This window comes from Microcoleus sp. PH2017_35_SFW_U_B, from assembly GCF_020737865.1.
GTDB lineage: Bacteria > Cyanobacteriota > Cyanobacteriia > Cyanobacteriales > Microcoleaceae > Microcoleus.
The window spans coordinates 15957-32192 of record NZ_JAEQDE010000109.1 but is presented as its reverse complement, the minus strand read 5'-3'; the positions used below and the strand labels follow the sequence as shown (position 1 = coordinate 32192).

At 44.1% G+C, this 16236-nt stretch carries 10 protein-coding genes and 6 pseudogenes; 13 read left to right on the top strand and 3 right to left on the bottom strand.

The features are described 5' to 3' along the window. Positions 1–197: pseudogene (locus tag JGK36_RS27650) on the bottom strand (IS701 family transposase); the annotation flags it as partial. A 381-nt stretch (positions 198–578) separates the two neighbouring features. Here JGK36_RS27650 and JGK36_RS27645 point away from each other — a divergent pair. Together JGK36_RS27645 and JGK36_RS27640 are read left to right on the top strand one after the other, a co-directional pair. Continuing rightward, positions 579–1523, top strand: a pseudogene (locus tag JGK36_RS27645) (IS630 family transposase). 108 nt (positions 1524–1631) lie between these two features. After that, complete coding sequence (locus JGK36_RS27640; RefSeq protein WP_293198729.1) at positions 1632–2096, top strand: hypothetical protein; 465 nt, start codon at positions 1632–1634, stop codon at positions 2094–2096. Positions 2097–2444: 348 nt separating this feature from the next. On the opposite strand, the gene JGK36_RS27635 is transcribed toward JGK36_RS27640, so the two are convergent. Further along, on the bottom strand, positions 2445–2582 hold the full coding sequence (locus JGK36_RS27635) for a hypothetical protein (protein ID WP_293184582.1): 138 nt from the start codon (positions 2580–2582) through the stop codon (positions 2445–2447). A 336-nt stretch (positions 2583–2918) separates the two neighbouring features. On the opposite strand from JGK36_RS27635, the pseudogene JGK36_RS27630 reads away from it, so the two are divergent. From JGK36_RS27630 to JGK36_RS27580, 11 genes and pseudogenes are all read left to right on the top strand, one after another. Next, positions 2919–3533 (top strand): annotated as a pseudogene (locus tag JGK36_RS27630) (S8 family serine peptidase); the annotation flags it as partial. A 734-nt stretch (positions 3534–4267) separates the two neighbouring features. Continuing rightward, positions 4268–6229 (top strand): PatA/PatG family cyanobactin maturation protease, encoded by a 1962-nt coding sequence (locus tag JGK36_RS27625; RefSeq protein ID WP_293184584.1) that lies wholly within the window; start codon positions 4268–4270, stop codon positions 6227–6229. Between the two features lie 14 nt (positions 6230–6243). After that, positions 6244–6459 (top strand): cyanobactin biosynthesis system PatB/AcyB/McaB family protein, encoded by a 216-nt coding sequence (locus JGK36_RS27620; RefSeq protein ID WP_293184587.1) that lies wholly within the window; start codon positions 6244–6246, stop codon positions 6457–6459. 133 nt (positions 6460–6592) lie between these two features. Then, positions 6593–6847, top strand: a complete 255-nt coding sequence (locus tag JGK36_RS33995; RefSeq protein ID WP_366516611.1) for a LamG-like jellyroll fold domain-containing protein — start codon at positions 6593–6595, stop codon at positions 6845–6847. Then, positions 6835–7056, top strand: a pseudogene (locus tag JGK36_RS27615) (LamG-like jellyroll fold domain-containing protein); the annotation flags it as partial. The gene JGK36_RS33995 and the pseudogene JGK36_RS27615, both read left to right, overlap by 13 nt. 21 nt (positions 7057–7077) lie before the next feature. After that, positions 7078–8103, top strand: a complete 1026-nt coding sequence (locus JGK36_RS27610) for a LamG-like jellyroll fold domain-containing protein (protein WP_366516612.1) — start codon at positions 7078–7080, stop codon at positions 8101–8103. A 769-nt stretch (positions 8104–8872) separates the two neighbouring features. Next, positions 8873–9073, top strand: a complete 201-nt coding sequence (locus tag JGK36_RS27605; RefSeq protein ID WP_293184589.1) for a hypothetical protein — start codon at positions 8873–8875, stop codon at positions 9071–9073. A 126-nt stretch (positions 9074–9199) separates the two neighbouring features. After that, entirely contained in the window at positions 9200–10039 is an 840-nt protein-coding gene (locus JGK36_RS27600; RefSeq protein ID WP_293184591.1) for an SAM-dependent methyltransferase, read from the top strand. Between the two features lie 112 nt (positions 10040–10151). Next, positions 10152–11051, top strand: a pseudogene (locus tag JGK36_RS27595) (DUF5838 family protein). 80 nt (positions 11052–11131) lie between these two features. Continuing rightward, the gene (locus JGK36_RS27590; protein ID WP_293184593.1) at positions 11132–12808 is read left to right on the top strand and encodes a PatA/PatG family cyanobactin maturation protease; all 1677 of its coding nucleotides are present in this window, start codon (positions 11132–11134) and stop codon (positions 12806–12808) included. Between the two features lie 513 nt (positions 12809–13321). Then, positions 13322–13777: pseudogene (locus tag JGK36_RS27580) on the top strand (RNA-guided endonuclease InsQ/TnpB family protein); the annotation flags it as partial. Positions 13778–13983: 206 nt separating this feature from the next. Here the strand turns inward: JGK36_RS27580 and JGK36_RS27575 are convergent. After that, a complete protein-coding gene (locus JGK36_RS27575; protein WP_293198727.1) occupies positions 13984–16128 on the bottom strand; it encodes a lipoxygenase family protein in 2145 nt (714 codons plus the stop codon). Positions 16129–16236: the final 108 nt, after the last annotated feature.

The following is a 16236-nucleotide window of genomic DNA, read 5'->3' as shown; positions in this document are numbered from 1 at the left end:
GTCGCTATAAGGTTTTTCTATTACTGTATCATCAATACTCAGTATTCCTCCTTCTAAGGTGATAATATTCTGAGCTGTCTCGAATAAATCTTTCGGTTCCTTTCTCTTAATAAAAATCGATTGATAGAATCATGCGAAACATCTCCCAATATTTCTGCTAACCTATTATACCCCCCAAACTTTGGTTCTAAGAGCAAAAATAAAATATACTTTTCGGCGTTGCATTGTGCTGCCGAGGGTTTGGTAGTTTTTCTCATTGTCAAATACCTGGAAAGTAGACTACTCATATTGATCGATGCACTATTTTGTGATTTTGTCAATGCGTAAGTCCTAGATATTGATTAACAAAGGCACATAGAGATAGGGTATCGATCGATTGCCCCGGCAAACGTTCCGGATTCAATCCCTGTAAAAGCCCATCCGTCAATACGCTATAGGAACCACTTGCCAACTCGTAGGCCGGTTCGATCGCCTGGGATGCGGCCACAAAACAGCGACTAAGTAGGTCGGCACAAAAAAACATAACTATGTTAAGATAAGTAAAGAAAAAGAATATATCTACTGAGGTAATTCAATATATGGGTGCTAGATTAAGGGTATTCCTGACTCAACAGCAAGACAAAACTCTCTTAAAACTGAGAACTGCGGATGTACCACAAAAAGTCAAAGACAGAGCAGAAGTAATTAGATTAAATGCACATGGCTGGTACGTTGAAAAAATAGCTGCTCATTTTAACTGGACTCCACAAACAGTGAGAAAGGTTTTACATAAATGGTCGCATCTAGGCATGGAAGGGCTTTGGGAGTCACCTGGTCGAGGAGCCCTTCAAGTGTGGAAAGAGGAAGATATAGAGTTTTTAAAAGAATGCCTCAAAAACGAACCACGTACATATAACAGTCTTTAATTAGCCCAGAAATTAGAAAAAGAACGTTCTGTTAAACTAAGTGCTGCTCGATTAAGACGCATACTAAAAAAAAGGTTTATTTGGAAAAGAGCGAGAAAAAGTCACAAAGGAAAACAAGACCCCATAGTACAAGAAACGAAGCAATCCGACTTAGATATGTTGCAATTAGAGGCAGCGGCGGGAGGAATTGACTTAAAGTATTTAGATGAATCAGGGTTTTGTATGTGGAGTGAACCAGGTTATACTTATTACCCAATAGGTGAGCAAAAACGGTTAGAACAAACGAAACGGCGTGGTCGTAGACTAAGTATTGTCGGACTTCTTCAACCTGACATCAGTTTTGTCTACGGTTTGGTAATTGGAGGTGTCGATCGAAAAGCTTATATCAAAATTATGGAACTCCAAGCCCAGGAAGCTGCTGAGATTGGACGACCGAGAGTAATTGTACAAGACAACGGCCCAATACACCGATGCAAAGAAGTCCAAGAGTTATGGCCACATTGGGAAAAGCAAGGTTTATATATCTTCTTTTTACCCAAGTATTGTTCGGAAATGAACCCCATTGAATTGGAGTGGCAACACATTAAGAAAGATGAGTTGGCTGCGACATTTGTTTGATGATGAATTAGAACTCGCCTACGCCGTAATTCATGGAGTAGAAGCTAGAGGACAAAGGGGAAATTACACTACGCAACGTCTTAAGTTTAACTCCAATTAGGTAACTTAATGTTTTGTTACATAGAGTGGTTTTTTCCCGCCTACCTACTTAATGCTTTTGTTAAAACTCAGGAACTCGCCATGTCGAAAGGCTTCGATGACTTTGTTGCCAAACCGTTCCGAGAGGCAGTAATTTTCGAGAAGATGGCGCGACCTTTGGGAGTTCGCTATATCTATCAAGAGGAGTCGCCGAGGAAGTCCGAACAGGATGAGCCTGTTGTGCAACTGACTTCTGAGTCGCTGTCTGTGTTGCCGAGGGAGTCGATTGAGAAGCTTTATAAAGCAGCCGCTTGTGGAGACGAGCAAGCGGTAAGGCTGTTGATTGAGCGAGTTGCGCTGTCGCAGAAGCAAATTGCTGTGGCTCTGACTAAATTAGTTGACAATATGAGCTTAGATATTATCAGCGATTTGACTCAGAAGTGCATTTCGGCCGATTGTACGATCGCCCAATCCCAAGACAGTTCTCAAAGTTAACTCCCTGTTTAGAACCCGTACCTCATACCATTTTTCTAAAGATCCGATAGAGATCGAACACGACAAGACATTGTAATTTATACACTTTCCCTGTTTGCTAAAGTCTGTCATAACTTAAAAAAAATGGTATTAGCGCTCTTTCGTCACTTTCATGAGAGTAAATTCTCGAAGACACGACAGCAAAGGATCTCTTGCCAAATGCTCCCAACGCCAGCAAGGTGTTAGAAAATCGCTCCACAAAACCATACCAGATTAGCATTATCAAATTATGGTCAGATTTTTCCTTTCTTAGAGTGATGAAAGAGCGTTAGTGGGGTCAAGCAGCGATCGCGAGTGGGACTTGGGCGGTCAGCGCTTCATATTCGGGGAAAGAGTTTGTCTTTGGCGATCGGGAAGCTGCACCAACATCAGCATCAACACGATCGCTAGTACCGCCAACGCCCGAAGCTGTATTGCCAGCACCAACACCACCATCACCCGAAACACCCGCAGCAGAACCCCTCCCCGTTCAATTCACGGAAAGCAGCCTGACTCACTGACTTCAAGTACCCGATAAAGAAGCGACGGTCGGGTTTACCGTTGATATGTCCGTCAAAGAGCTTTCGCGGGACGCGAACTTTCCGCGATCGACGATCGCAGTCTGCTACTTACCCGAGCCAACAAGTATAAATTAATACCCTAAAATTTTTTAAAAAAGGATATGTGTAACAGGAAATAAAAATTAATAAATTTTTAAAGATCGAAAGTTTTTTTTTAGCGCAAATTCAAGTAATCTGTATCTTGAGGTTCAAAACCAGCCAGACCTAGCTATTTTTAGCTTAAATGGCCGATTTAACTCAAATTCCAGGAATTCAAAGCCTCTGGGAAAAAACGTCTGGTGATTCTCAAATTTGTGTAGCGGTACTTGACGGCTTAGTAGATCGGACTCATCCTTGTTTTGCCGGAGCTGACCTGAAACGGCTGCCGACATTAGTGCAGGAAGAAGTCTGCGTTACCGGTGCGATGTCTTTGCACGGTACTCACGTTGCCAGCATAATCTTCGGGCAGCACGGCTCGGAGATACCGGGAATTGCTCCTAGGTGTCGGGGATTGATAGTTCCGATCTTTTCCGATAACCGCTCTCGGGTGTCTCAGCTAGACATGGCTCGCGCGATCGAAACTGCTGTGAATGCCGGCGCTCACATCATCAACATCAGCGGCGGTCAACTTACCGAAATAGGTGAAGCCGAAGGCTGGCTGGAGAGTGTTGTGGAACTGTGCAGCGACAACAACGTATTAATTGTGGCTGCTGCTGGGAACGACGGCTGCAATTGCTTGCACGTCCCCGCAGCCCTTCCGGCAGTCTTGGCAGTGGGAGCAATGGACGATCTCGGTCGGCCTCTAAACTTCAGCAACTGGGGAGAAACCTACAGCAATCAGGGTATTCTCGCCCCAGGAGGAACTTAGATGTATTTTACGATCGCTCTCTAATTTTTGCGCTAAAAAAATTTATTTGACTATTAATAAAATTAATAGTTGATTTTTTCGCGAGCTATCTATACTATATATAAGTTAATATTTTCATTCACACTTTTAGAATAGCTAAAATTCGATGATGAAACAGCCCCGCCCTCTGAAATATGATTTTTATAAATTTTACTTGACAGATTTCAAATGTTACTGTACTGTTGTAAAGGTATAGAGATACCAGTCAAACGGTAAGGTACATCTCAAAAACTTGATAGTCAACTAGATGATCGGATCAAATAAACTTGTGACTAAGATTCTCAGAGTCCGTATATTTGATCGTAAAATCAGTTGTACCGGGTACAAATAAATCTAAAATCCTTATCCTGCTTAGGCTTATCTATTTTAGACTTATCTGTTATTTAGGGAGATGTCTATTAAGTTTGACTCTTGGTAATCCTGAAATATCAGGGCTTTGATAACGATGGATTAACCGTTTTACTTCGTAATTATCCTTGCCATGCAGAACTACTTGATTCTTTTAAAACGATAGTCCGGGCTATTTTTAGATAGCCAAATGGCTTATTTTTTATAACTTTGAGCCACTACGAATAATTAAATCAATTTAATTTTCGTCCCTGACTTGTATTTGATTCAAGAGTTTTATACTCGTAGCCTTGTAAAACTTGTATTATGGTTCCCCTAACTGTTCCGAGTCTTGTTAAATGTTAGATACATTAAGCACCATATCCCAGGGAAATAATAGTATTTGTATTGCCGTTTTGGATGGCCCTGTCGATCGGAATCATCCTTGTTTCCAAGGTGCAGATTTAACTTATTTGCCCACCTTAGTTAAAGGGGAAGCTCAAACTAATGGCAATATGTCCATTCACGGAACTCACGTTGCCAGCATTATTTTTGGGCAACCGGGTAGTTCGGTGGAGGGAATAGCTCCCCGATGCAAGGGAATAATAGTGCCGATCTTTGCCGACGATCGCCTCAAAACTTCCCAGCTAGATTTGGCTAGGGGGATCGAGCAAGCAGTCAACGCGGGCGCTCACATTATTAACATCAGCGGCGGTCAACTGACCGAAATAGGCGAAGCCGAAGGCTGGCTCGAAAGTGCCGTGCAACTGTGCAACGACAACAACGTTTTAATCGTGGCTGCGGCTGGGAACGACGGTTGCAATTGCTTGCACGTACCAGCAGCATTGCCGGCTGTTTTGGCAGTTGGAGCAATGGATGATTTCGGTCGGCCTCTAAATTTTAGTAACTGGGGGGAAACCTACAACAATCAAGGTATTCTAGCCCCAGGAGAAAATATCTTGGGAGCAAAGCCCGGAGGAGGCACTAGCCGACTTAGCGGCACGAGCTTTGCCAGCCCGATTATTTCAGGCGTGGCTGCTTTGTTACTCAGTCTGCAAATTAAGCAGGGAGAAACGCCCGATCCGAGCAAAGTGCGAGAGGCAATTTTAAAAAGCGCCTTACCATGCGATGCCGACACAGAAAGTGCAGACCGCTGTCTAGTTGGCAAGCTCAACATTTTGGGTGCAAGTTATTTAATACAAGGAGGAAAAATGTCAGAGCAATTAGAAGGCGTCGAAGCTGCTGGCTGCGGTTGCGACGGAACAACTCCAACAGTTTTAGAAGAAACCGTACAACCCCAAGAGCAACTGCCAGAAAGTTTAGAAACCGCACTGCTTTCTTCAGAATCTCTCCCACCCATCCCTGAAGCTTTACTAACTCCCACGCAAATTCGTTCATTTAGCAGCCCCAGCAATTCTATTATGAGCAACAACCGACCCACCGGCATCGCCGCCAGCCAAGCACCCAGCGACCTCGAAAATGTCCAGCTTATCTACTCTTTGGGAATATTGGGTTATGACTTTGGCAGCGAGGCAAGGCGCGACTCGTTTAAACAACTGATGCCAGCCTATGAAATTGACAATACCGCCGTGCCGGCCAACCCCTACGATGCCCGCCAAATGGCAGACTATCTGGAACAAAACCCGTCAGAGGCAAAGGCTTTAATTTGGACGCTTAACCTGGAATTAACTCCCATTTATGCCATTGAGCCTGTCGGCGCTTTTGGCCGCGATGTGTACGGGATTTTGCAAGAATTTTTGGCCGGCCAAGTAGAGGCGGAAGATAGCGAAGATTATGTGGAACGAGTCAGCATTCCGGGGGTGCTCAGTGGCAAAACGGTTAAACTATTCTCCGGTCAAGTAGTGCCGGTGATTGAACCGCACAACACGCGAGGGATGTATAGTTGGAAAGTCAATACCCTCGTCACGGCTGCTTTAGAAACGGTACGGACTACCGCAACAGAAGCGACCGAAGAAACGATGCGGCGCACCCTCGGAAGTTTCCTCAACCGCATTTACTACGACTTGCGGAACTTAGGTACCACTTCTCAAGACCGGGCGCTAAATTTTGCTGCTACTAACGCTTTCCAAGCTGCTTCTACCTTCGCCGAAGCAGTGGCCACAGGCATGGAACTCGACAGCATCACAGTAGAAAAAAGCCCCTTCTGCCGACTTGATAGCGATTGCTGGGATGTGAAATTGAAGTTTTTTGACCCAGAAAATAGTCGCCGTGCTAAGAAAGTTTACCGCTTTACTATTGATGTGAGCGATATGATCCCGGTAACGTTGGGCGAAGTGCGTTCTTGGTCTACTCCTTACTAATTTTTGGAGGTATTATGAAACTGCCGAAATTATCTGCACCTGTGAAAAGACCGGAATTAATTCACCCTCACCGCTCTGTCGATGTAGTGAACGGCCAGTCGGAAGAGTTGGTTAACATTCGCATCCATTTGATGCACGGGGCAAATTACAATGACCCGGCGGCGTTTGCTTACCGGAGCTATCAACAACTTAAAAGTTCTAGCTGTGGCTGCTGGGGCGGCAGGCGGTAAAAACCACTTTTCTCCTCTTTTTAGCCAAAAATAACGGCGGATTTTTAACCTAAAAAGTTTAGATATGAAATTGAAAACTTAGTTTTCCTATCCAATTCATATCTAAACTCTGAAGCCAGCAGGAATCAAAGTGATGACTAATCTCCTAAAAAATAGCCGACCAGTTCTGACCTTTGACGGGGTAAAGAGTTATGTTGCGCTCCCCCATATTTCCTGCGATCTAGGCAACAACTTTACTGTAGAAGCTTGGGTAAAAACTAAAACAACTAAGGGGGTGCAAAGGGTATTTTCGGAGCATCCTGCTTGGGGTTTTGGTTTATTTAACAGCCAGCTCCGGTTCACGGTTTATAAAAAAAAAATTACAACACTACCTCAGCTAAGCTTGTAGCAGGCACTTGGTTTCATCTAGCGCTGGTGTTTGAAGCTAACAGCAAGCTTCACTTTTACGTCAATGGTGAACTCGTGCAGACTTTGGTCGGCAGCCGGCGGTTCAAATCAAGCAGCATTAGTTGGGAAATTGGCAGGAAAAATTCTAAAGGTGCAGAATGTTGGAAGGGTCAACTTTCTGAAGTCCGCATCTGGAATAAATGCCGCATTCAAGCAGAACTTCAAGCTGATATGTCCCGCTGTTTGGCAGGGAATGAACCGGGACTAGCAGGCTATTGGCCTTTAAATGAAGGTGCGGGCAATACAGTTTGCGACAAGACTCAAAATGCTAATCACGGGCTCGTTCACGAGGCAACTTGGGAGTTGTCTGAAGTTCCCGCGATCGCCGCAGTAATTGAAACACAGGAGATGGTTACTATGACTAATGCGAATGCTCCACAAGAACGCTTGCAAACAGTCCTGAATTTTGACGGCATTGATGACAAGATTGATATTGATTATGCCAAGGAAATCAATCCCGCTACGTTCACCATTGAGGCGTGGGTGATGTTCATTGGCGGCGACGGATACCGATCGGTATTAACGTCGCGGGATGGGTCGGATGTGGATGGTTGCAAGGGCTATTTGTTCTATGCGACTCCCTCACAGAAATGGGAGTTTTGGCTGGGTAGTGGCGAAGTGGGAGCGAGTTGGATTGTTCTGGGTGGACCGGATATTGAGATTAATACTTGGGTACATTTGACGGGGGTTTACGATGGAAAATCTGATACAGCTCATTTCTATGTCAACGGACAGGAAGTGAGCAAAAAAGAGAATGTCAAGTTTAAAACAAATACTAAACGTCTTCTCCGTATTGGTGCGGGAACCACCGAGCAACCGGGTTACGGAGATTATTTGTTTAATGGAAAAATTTCTGAAGTTCGCCTGTGGAATAAAGTCCGCACCGCCAAGGAAATTCAATCGAAGTTAGTTCACCGTTTAAAAGGCGATGAAGTGGGGTTAGTAGGGTATTGGCCTCTGTCGGAAGGGTCGGGGACTTTGGCACGAGAGAAGGCGAAAAAACCTCAAAATGGCAAGATTTTTGGGGACGCAGTTTGGGGCCAGTCGTTGATGCCGATTATTGATGCGCCAGACGCGAAGGATCGGTTGTTAAATTCGACGGGTTTGGAAGATTACGGCTATTGGTGGAAGAAGTTGTCTGAGGCCCAAGCAGATAAGCCAAAGGTTCCTTTCCGCCGAGGGAGAATTTGGTCATAAGCAGCTATTGGGGTCTTTAATTGAAACTTCAATTTACCAAGTGCTACGGCATTGTGGGAGCCATTGAATAATAGGAAACATTTTTTAAAAGTTTCCTATTATTTCTGGAAATTGAAACATATTAATGGATGCCAAGCACATCCAAAATCGAGATTTTACATCTGTGTGTAAGTCTCGATCGTTGCTGATAGTTTAGTTGAAAATTGCTCGACTAAACCATCTTAAATTGCCGTAAATTTGCTCATCTTTCTGACAATAATCGGAAAAAAAAATCCAAAAATCTCTTGACTTTTATTCTGTTTTTGTTTATGATGGATGGCAGGTAAAAAAATAACTTTTCAGCCCAACAGCAGAAAAGTTATGAGCTCTCTAAAAAGTGAGCACAAAAACACCAACATACAACTCTCTTAAGGAGTCACAAAATGAACAGCAAAAAGAAAAACTTGAGACCGCAAGTATCTGCTCCTGTGGAACGTCCCGGAGCAGGCAGTGGCATTATTGGCTCTCAACCCTCTGGCGGGCTTAGTGTTTATGGTGGGGCAGAAGGAGCGATGTTCCTGATCTTCTTCTAACCCTAATATTTTACTAGCGTCTCTGCTGATGATCGAGCTGATTTTAATATCTTTCATGACATTATTCTTCCAAAAAATGTCACGAGGTAGAAATCTGTTTTATATCAGTAGAAAGCTAAAGATACCAAACCAGCCAGTACCTTATTTATTTCATAAAAGTGATTGGCTGGTTTCTAGTTAATGAGGAATGCTGTGTTATGAATCTCAAAGAATTTATCATCTACCTTGGCGAAAATCCCTACAAGTTTCTGGCTGCAAAAGAAAACGCAGATGCAATTATGGAAGAAGCAGGTCTTTCCGAGGAAGATCGAGAAGCTCTCAAGAGTGGCGATATGAGGCGAATTGGTTTGGCAATAGCAGGAAGCGAGCCAACGCAAGGTATACCCCTACTAAGCTAGTGGTTAAAATCTTGTCGCAGTCGCAGGTCAGTAAAATTGACAAAGTTTATCAAGCCCTATTTTTATTATTAAGGAGCTTGGTAAAGTTGTCAGGTTATAGTTAGGTAATAAAAGGCAAGTTGCACAATGACAAAAAAAGGCTCTCTGCTGGTGGTAGGCACCGGCATTAAAGCAGGCGGTCATCTCAGCGCTGAATCGCAATCGGCTATTAAGAATGCTGACAAAGTATTCTATGCTGATGGGAATCCTCTCAGCGTTTATCAAATTAAATCTCTTAATCCCAATGCTGAAACATTGAGCGATCTCTATGGAAAGGGTAAACCCAGATATGAGACCTACGCGCAAATGGTGGAAAGAATTATCACAGCCGTGCGGGAAGGTTTCCAGGTTTGCGCTATCTTCTATGGACACCCTGGGGTCTTTGCCAGTCCCCCTCATATCTCAATTCGTCAGGCTCGTAACGAGGGTTTTGAAGCGTTAATGCTGCCTGGTATATCCGCTGAAGATTGCATTTTTGCTGACTTAGGAATAGACCCCGGAGTATATGGCTGTCAGAGCTATGAAGCAACTGATTTTCTAGTCTATCGGCGAATCTTCGATCGGCGAAGCACTCTAGTGCTGTGGCAAGTAGGAGCAATTGCACAGGCAGATTATCAGGGCAAAATTTATGCCGAGCAACAGAAAGGGGTAGGTCTATTAGTAGAAACTCTTCTAGAATCATATCCTGCCGAGTATACAGCGATAGTCTATGAAGCTGCGACAATGGCAATCTTTGTACCTCGGATAGAACGTGTGGCGATCGCCAAATTAGGAGAAGCTGTATTGACCGCTATGTCAACTTTAGTAATTATCCCCGATCCCAAGTGGTCTGAACCCGATATGGAACGTGCAAAACGTCTAGGTATTGAAGAACACATTCTGAAAGGTAGAGAATTTAAGGAGAAACAATTTCAGGAAATCGAGTAGGATGCCTCGCGGTTGTTCGCATTAATTAAGATTTTTTCATATCCTGGGGATTCTGGCGATAAGTTGATACTGAAAATTGTGCGGTTTTCTAGATGTTTAGGATGATTAATCAATGACTGTTTACCCTACTGCATTAACCCATACCGAGGATAACTTACGCTATATAGGTGAACATAAGTTAGCCTTTGATATCGAACCGCTTTATCCCCTCGATTTGTTAGAGGAATTGGTGCGAATGCACGAGCGGGGGTGTGGGATAGCCTGCGGTTGCAATATATAGAGAGATAGGTTGTATCCCGCTCGCTTCTATCTCACCTTCGAGAGAATAGCTTCAGACAAAAAGGCAATTCAACAGACGTTCAATGCAGCCCTTAATTTCTTACGCCAAGTAGAGAAAAGACCTGAAGTTCGCATCAATTATAAACTATTACAGCAATTTATAGGCACTGGTTTAGAAATGGACAAGGTGCAAGGTATAACCATAGGCGTAGATGCAAGGCCCGACTTGACTGATACGCGATTAAAGATGGTTATTTTCATGAAAAATTATCCAGAAAAGATGTCAACCGCCATTGCAATGTGTGGGGAAAATCGAGATTGGTCGGCACTTTTGGCGAATAATAAGTTATTAATAGGTTTTGATTTCTTTCTCAATGGTCACAGTGCTATTGAAATTTATCCCAGCTTCGACCGAGAAGATTTACAGCGGGCTGACGTGCAGATGCTCCTCAAAAATATGTTGCCACCCCCTGCCCTACCGCTATTGGCTCAGTGTACATCATTTCAGTTTGGCATCAGCCCAGAAAATGAAAGTGACGCGCTATATTTCAACTGCCCACCCGATCCCAACTATTTTGTTGAGAATGTCAACAATGAAATGGCTAAAAAAGTCCATTCCTATTACCGACACCAGCCCTTCAAATACCTGCTTGTTGGTATTCCTCAAGCCGAGTTTTTTGAGCTGTCAATAGAGAGTGTGAAGATGTACTATTACATGACTGATTTGAAATAGGGATTTGAATCCCTAGCAAACCCCGCTAGCCTCGGCGCAAGCAACCCCACCGAATTTATGTTTACTGTTGGCTTTTGCTCATGCCTGACCTCATTGACAATTCTCAAGACTTGCAACAAATTCGCGATTTCTACAATCTCGTCGGGCAGTCTCCAACGAACCAAGGCTGCTTGCTTCGAGTGACAAGTTCCGATGCTGACCCTTTTCATGGCACTACTCTTTATTTAGCTGCTCAAGCTGGCATTAAACCCGGAAATTATGTCCTCGATGCAGGTTGTGGTACGGGTGGGCCCAGCATTGTTATTGCTCAGAGCATCGAAGATGTGACGATTGAAGGAATTAACTTATCAGAAGAGCAAGTTAACATAGGTCAGAAACTTGTGCAGGAAGCAGGACTTTCCGATCGCATTTGCCTTCAGGTGGCAGACTTTCACGACCTGCCCTTTGACAGTGGTATTTTTGACGTTGTAGTGTTCTTTGAAACCATCGGATTCTCCGACGAACTCAGACGGGTTCTGGCAGAAGCGTACCGGGTTCTGCGGCGTCAGGGAACTCTTTACATCAAAGATTTATTCCGCCAAGAACATCCCTTGTCAGAGCAAGAGCAGCAAAAACTTGCAAAATTCAAACAGGCTCAATTTCATAATGTTCCGCGCATCAGCGAAGTCAGTGAAGCAATTGAGTTAGCTGGTTTTCAGGACATCAAAGTGCGGGATTTGAGTGACGTTTTAATCAGTGCCCCGTTAGCTGACTTTCCCGCATTCTGCGGTGACATCAAGGCTCAGAAACCCTTCATTGTTCCAATCACCACTCGAAACATTAGCGGATCGAGTTCAGAATCCCCTGCCATGCCTAACCACGATTCCACACCCGTCACCCCCAGCCAAAGTGCCGGCACCGTCACCGCCAGCGTCCCCTCAAACCTAGTTTATGCTTTAGGAACCCTCGGTTACGACTTCGGCACTGAAGCGCGGCGCGATACCTTCAAACAACTGATGCCGGCCTATGAAATTGAGGGCACCGCAGTCCCCGCTAACCCCTACGATGCTCGCCAGATGGTTGATTATCTGGAACAAAACCCCTCGGAAGGGAAAGCTTTAATTTGGACGCTGAATCTGGAATTAACGCCAGTTTACGCCATTGAACCGAAAGGGCCTTTTGGGGCGGATGTGTATGAAACTCTCCAGCTCATGTTAGCAGGACAGGTGCTTGCCGAAGATAGCGAAGATTTTATTGAGCGGGTGAGTATACCGGGGAGATTGAGCGATCGCACGGTCGAGCTATTTTCAGGGCAAATAGTACCAGTAATTACTGTTCAAAATACCCGAGGAATGTATGGCTGGCGAGTCAATAGCCTGATCGCCTCCGCTTTGGAAACGGTGCGCGACTCTGACAGCGATACGAGCTCCGAAGCGATCGGGCGTTCTTTAACTAGCTTCCTGCACCGCATCTATTTTGACTTGCGAAATTTAGGCCAAACAGCGCACGATCGCGCCCTCAATTTCGCAGCAACTAATGCCTTTCAAGCTGCCTCCACCTTTGCAGAAGCGGTTGCTAGGGGGATGGAATTGGACAGCATTGAAGTGGAAAAAAGCCCTTTCTGCCGTCTGGATAGCGACTGTTGGGATGTGAAATTGAAGTTTTTTGACCCTGAAAACAGCAGTCGGGCCAAGAAAGTGTTTCGCTTCACTATTGACGTGAGAGATGCTATGCCCGTTACTTTGGGTGAAGTGCGATCGTGGTCTGTTCCAAGTTAGTTCGCTAGTTGGGGTTTTACCATCAAGGTAAGAAGGTGTTGTCACCAAAGAACTGGGTCTGAAGCCCCGTCCTTATAGGACGGCTTTAATTCTTTTCATTTTATGTTAATTGTATTGATAATAGAGGAAAGGACTTGGCTGGAAGATGTGTCATGCGTTCCATTGCAGCAGTCTGTAATCGATTTAGAAACGGCTTTTAAGAATTTTTTTGACTCTTGCAAACGGAAAACAAAAGGACAAAAAGTAAGACATCCTCGATTCAAAAAAAGAACAAGCAGTCAATCGGCAAGATTTACTCTTCGCGGATTTTCCATGAAGAAAAACGGTGGAGTTTACTTAGCCAAGATTGGAATTGTCAATCCAATATCGCCTGTGGGAGTTGCCGTCAGCACCTAGCTCGGTAACGGTAATCAAAGCGGTATGAAAGGCTAAATATGCCAGTCATAGAAACCAGTATCGACAAAGCTTGGGGATTTTTAACTTATTTTTTTCATACCCTGATTAAGCAACGCCGACTGTGCAAACCGCTATTTTCTGAGTTTTGTTGTAGAGATTGAACCCGTTCAATCCGAGGCAAAGAATCCAAGTGTCGGTATCGACTTAGGGATTAAAACTTTTGCCGTGATGAGCAACGGTGAGAAGGTCGAAAGCCCTAGCTATAAAAAGCCTTGCCGGAAGGTTCGCAAACTGCAACGCAAGTTAGCTCGTCAACCAAAAGATTCTAGGAGAAGAAATGTAACTCGCATTAGAATTGCCAAGTTGCACAATCAAATTGCCGATACTCGCAAAGACTTCCTGCACAAACTGTCAACCAAAATAGTCAACGAAAACCAAGTGATTATTTTGGAAGATTTGAATGTTTCTGGCATGGTGAGGAATCGGAAACTTTCTCGTGCGATTAGCCAGCAGGGATGGAGAGAATTTAGGACTCTCTGTGAAGCTAAGTCAGAGAAATTTGGCAGAGAATTCTGACCAAGCGACAATGCGATCGCATAATTGAGAAAAAAAACTCTAGGAACATAAAACAGCAACTCTTTTCAAAGCAGCATTTTTAGAAGCAAGAGATACGATATGCCTTTCCCGGGTAGTGCAACTGATAAATTTGGCAACCGCTTGCTAACCTATTTATCAGTTGCACCGCATCAAATACCGTCACTCCTCAAGCTCTGTATTACTTAAATATTGATACTGAGAGGGATTTTTGAAGGCTGCAAAAATCGATAAGACACAAGCCTTTGGGCATCTGCTTCGAGAATTTTTGCTTCGATGTCATTCAGGTTTACCTTGAATTTGTCGAAGGCTATTTTCAACTGCGGCTCGACAAAAGATGAACCGGGGTAATCGAGGAGGTTCGTATAGTAAACTGAACCCAGCAAATAAAGCACTTCTATTTGGAGTGATGCTCGCTCTAGCGGCGGTAGCGAACCCATGAAATTTTGCTGCTGTGCGGAGCTGGTAGGTGCTGGAGAATAGCAACCCAAAGGAAATGCTGGTGCGTAGGTCATCAAGCCGCTTTGCGGAAAGTTAACAGCAGCGTGTTGGGCGCTAGCTGCAAAGATAACCGTAGAGATGGCCTCTACTAAATAATCTAAGCTTGCAATCCGACCGTCAGCATTTTCGCCAATATAGCAGTGTCCTTTGGCAAACAATTCACCAGCCCAATTTTGCAGTTGTCGATCTGCCACTACGGACTTATCGCTAGAATAGTGCAGGCGCAGGTATTCGCCCACCCACTGATGGATCGCATCCCAAATTAGTTGTCCGTCATCTCGATAAGGATAAATCGGTAATTGCTGGGAATTATTGACACCCCGTTTTTCTAAAGTTCGGGGGAAGGCAACTTCATTAAAGTTAGCTAAGTGGCTCATCGCTTCTTTAATAGCGAGTTGGCCGTTACTGCCTATAGTGGCACTCAATAAGAAGTCTATAGGCCCTTCTGGTGCTAATAAATTCTTATGTGCGCCGTAATTAATCAAGATAGTACCTTGCAAGTGAGGTTTCAACAAAACCATTACAGGATGACTTTTATCGGTAAAGCAGCGATTAGTTGCCAGAACAAAAGGCTCAATAAATAAGTGAGTCTGAGCTAGGTGAGATATCAGCTCGTGGTAATTGCTATCTGCCATTTGCACGACGGTTTTAGCTGTCATCCAGTTGTCGCCATCTAGGGGCGTAAATACAGGATTGTTATCCCCCGGAACTTGCTGGCAGCGAATTGCTATTGGCCGTAAATTTCGATCTTGATATTGTTCGGGCGGTACTGCAAATAATGCGATTGGAGCATACATATACTTTGGCAACCCACCAATATCGCTATTGACTAAACTATCGAGCTTGGAATAATCTGCTAGATAAAGTCGCCCGGATTGCAGTGCTGCTTCTAGATTATCTTCATGCAGAATCTCTCCGTACTGTTCGCTGGTAATTAACAGGCGCTCGTCTAGTTCTTGGATTTGATTGAGCATTACAGGGTTTGGCCCTGCTACTTGCATATAAGCAAAAACTGCATCTTGTTGGAAATTTCCTACAGTTGCCGGTCTGATTGTTAACGGGTTGAGTAACTTTTCGTAATCTTCGAGAGTCGGATTGACAGTACCGCGTACAAGTATTTCCGTAGAATCAGCTTGCTTGTCAATTAATTCTTGTCCCAAACATCTAGCAATTCCTTGAAGGTGCTTGTATAATTCTCGATCGACTTCCTCAACTTCCTCAACTTCCTCGAATTGAGCGACTTCCTCAACTTCATCAACTCGGTCAACTTCATCGAGTTGCTCGCTTTTGAGATTTCGTGCAGATTTCACTTCTAAGTTTCCGCTGAGTTCAGCTTGTATTTCTCGATCTATTCGATCGAATACATTTTCAACTTCACTAAAATCCCCTGTCAAGGGAATGCTACTTTTAACCTTGGGGGATACTTTTCGCTCCAAGACTGATTCTAGTTTTAAAACAGCATTAGTTAATTCTGCTTGTCCCTGGGCTGCCCTTATTTCACGCTCGATTGACTCTAACGAATCAATTTCACTCTCGTTTGACAGCGAGTTTTTGAGAAGATTAGCCGACTTTTCAGCCTCGTTCAAAATACTCAGCGTACTCAACACTAAACTCACCCATTTCAGGCTGGGAAGTTCATCGGCTTTAGGCAGTCTAGGCAGGTTGCCGATCGGACTAAGTGGCACCTCAGTCATAGCTAGAGGAGCTAAAACTGTATAGTCATATTCGTATTTACCAGATACAATCAACCTGCGAGCCAAAGGAACCGTTGCTAAAAAAGTGACGAAACGGTACAGCGTTTGAATGATTTCTTGCCTGGAAAAAGACATATTTTGCTCCAAAAAAAAATATTACTAGATTGGGTGAATCGAGAAGTTACTAGATTGGGTGAATCGAGATTAGAGTCTTCAGTATTGGTTGGTAACAGTTTGACTCTT

Excerpts from the sequence above, each read along its gene's own strand:
- JGK36_RS27620 (WP_293184587.1), top strand. The coding sequence starts at position 6,244 with ATGAAACTGCCGAAATTATCTGCACCTGTGAAAAGACCGGAATTAATT.
- JGK36_RS27575 (WP_293198727.1), bottom strand. The coding sequence starts at position 16,128 with ATGTCTTTTTCCAGGCAAGAAATCATTCAAACGCTGTACCGTTTCGTC.
- JGK36_RS27610 (WP_366516612.1), top strand. The coding sequence starts at position 7,078 with ATGTCCCGCTGTTTGGCAGGGAATGAACCGGGACTAGCAGGCTATTGG.
- JGK36_RS33995 (WP_366516611.1), top strand. The coding sequence starts at position 6,593 with ATGACTAATCTCCTAAAAAATAGCCGACCAGTTCTGACCTTTGACGGG.
- JGK36_RS27625 (WP_293184584.1), top strand. The coding sequence starts at position 4,268 with ATGTTAGATACATTAAGCACCATATCCCAGGGAAATAATAGTATTTGT.
- JGK36_RS27605 (WP_293184589.1), top strand. The coding sequence starts at position 8,873 with ATGAATCTCAAAGAATTTATCATCTACCTTGGCGAAAATCCCTACAAG.
- JGK36_RS27600 (WP_293184591.1), top strand. The coding sequence starts at position 9,200 with ATGACAAAAAAAGGCTCTCTGCTGGTGGTAGGCACCGGCATTAAAGCA.
- JGK36_RS27640 (WP_293198729.1), top strand. The coding sequence starts at position 1,632 with ATGTTTTGTTACATAGAGTGGTTTTTTCCCGCCTACCTACTTAATGCT.
- JGK36_RS27590 (WP_293184593.1), top strand. The coding sequence starts at position 11,132 with ATGCCTGACCTCATTGACAATTCTCAAGACTTGCAACAAATTCGCGAT.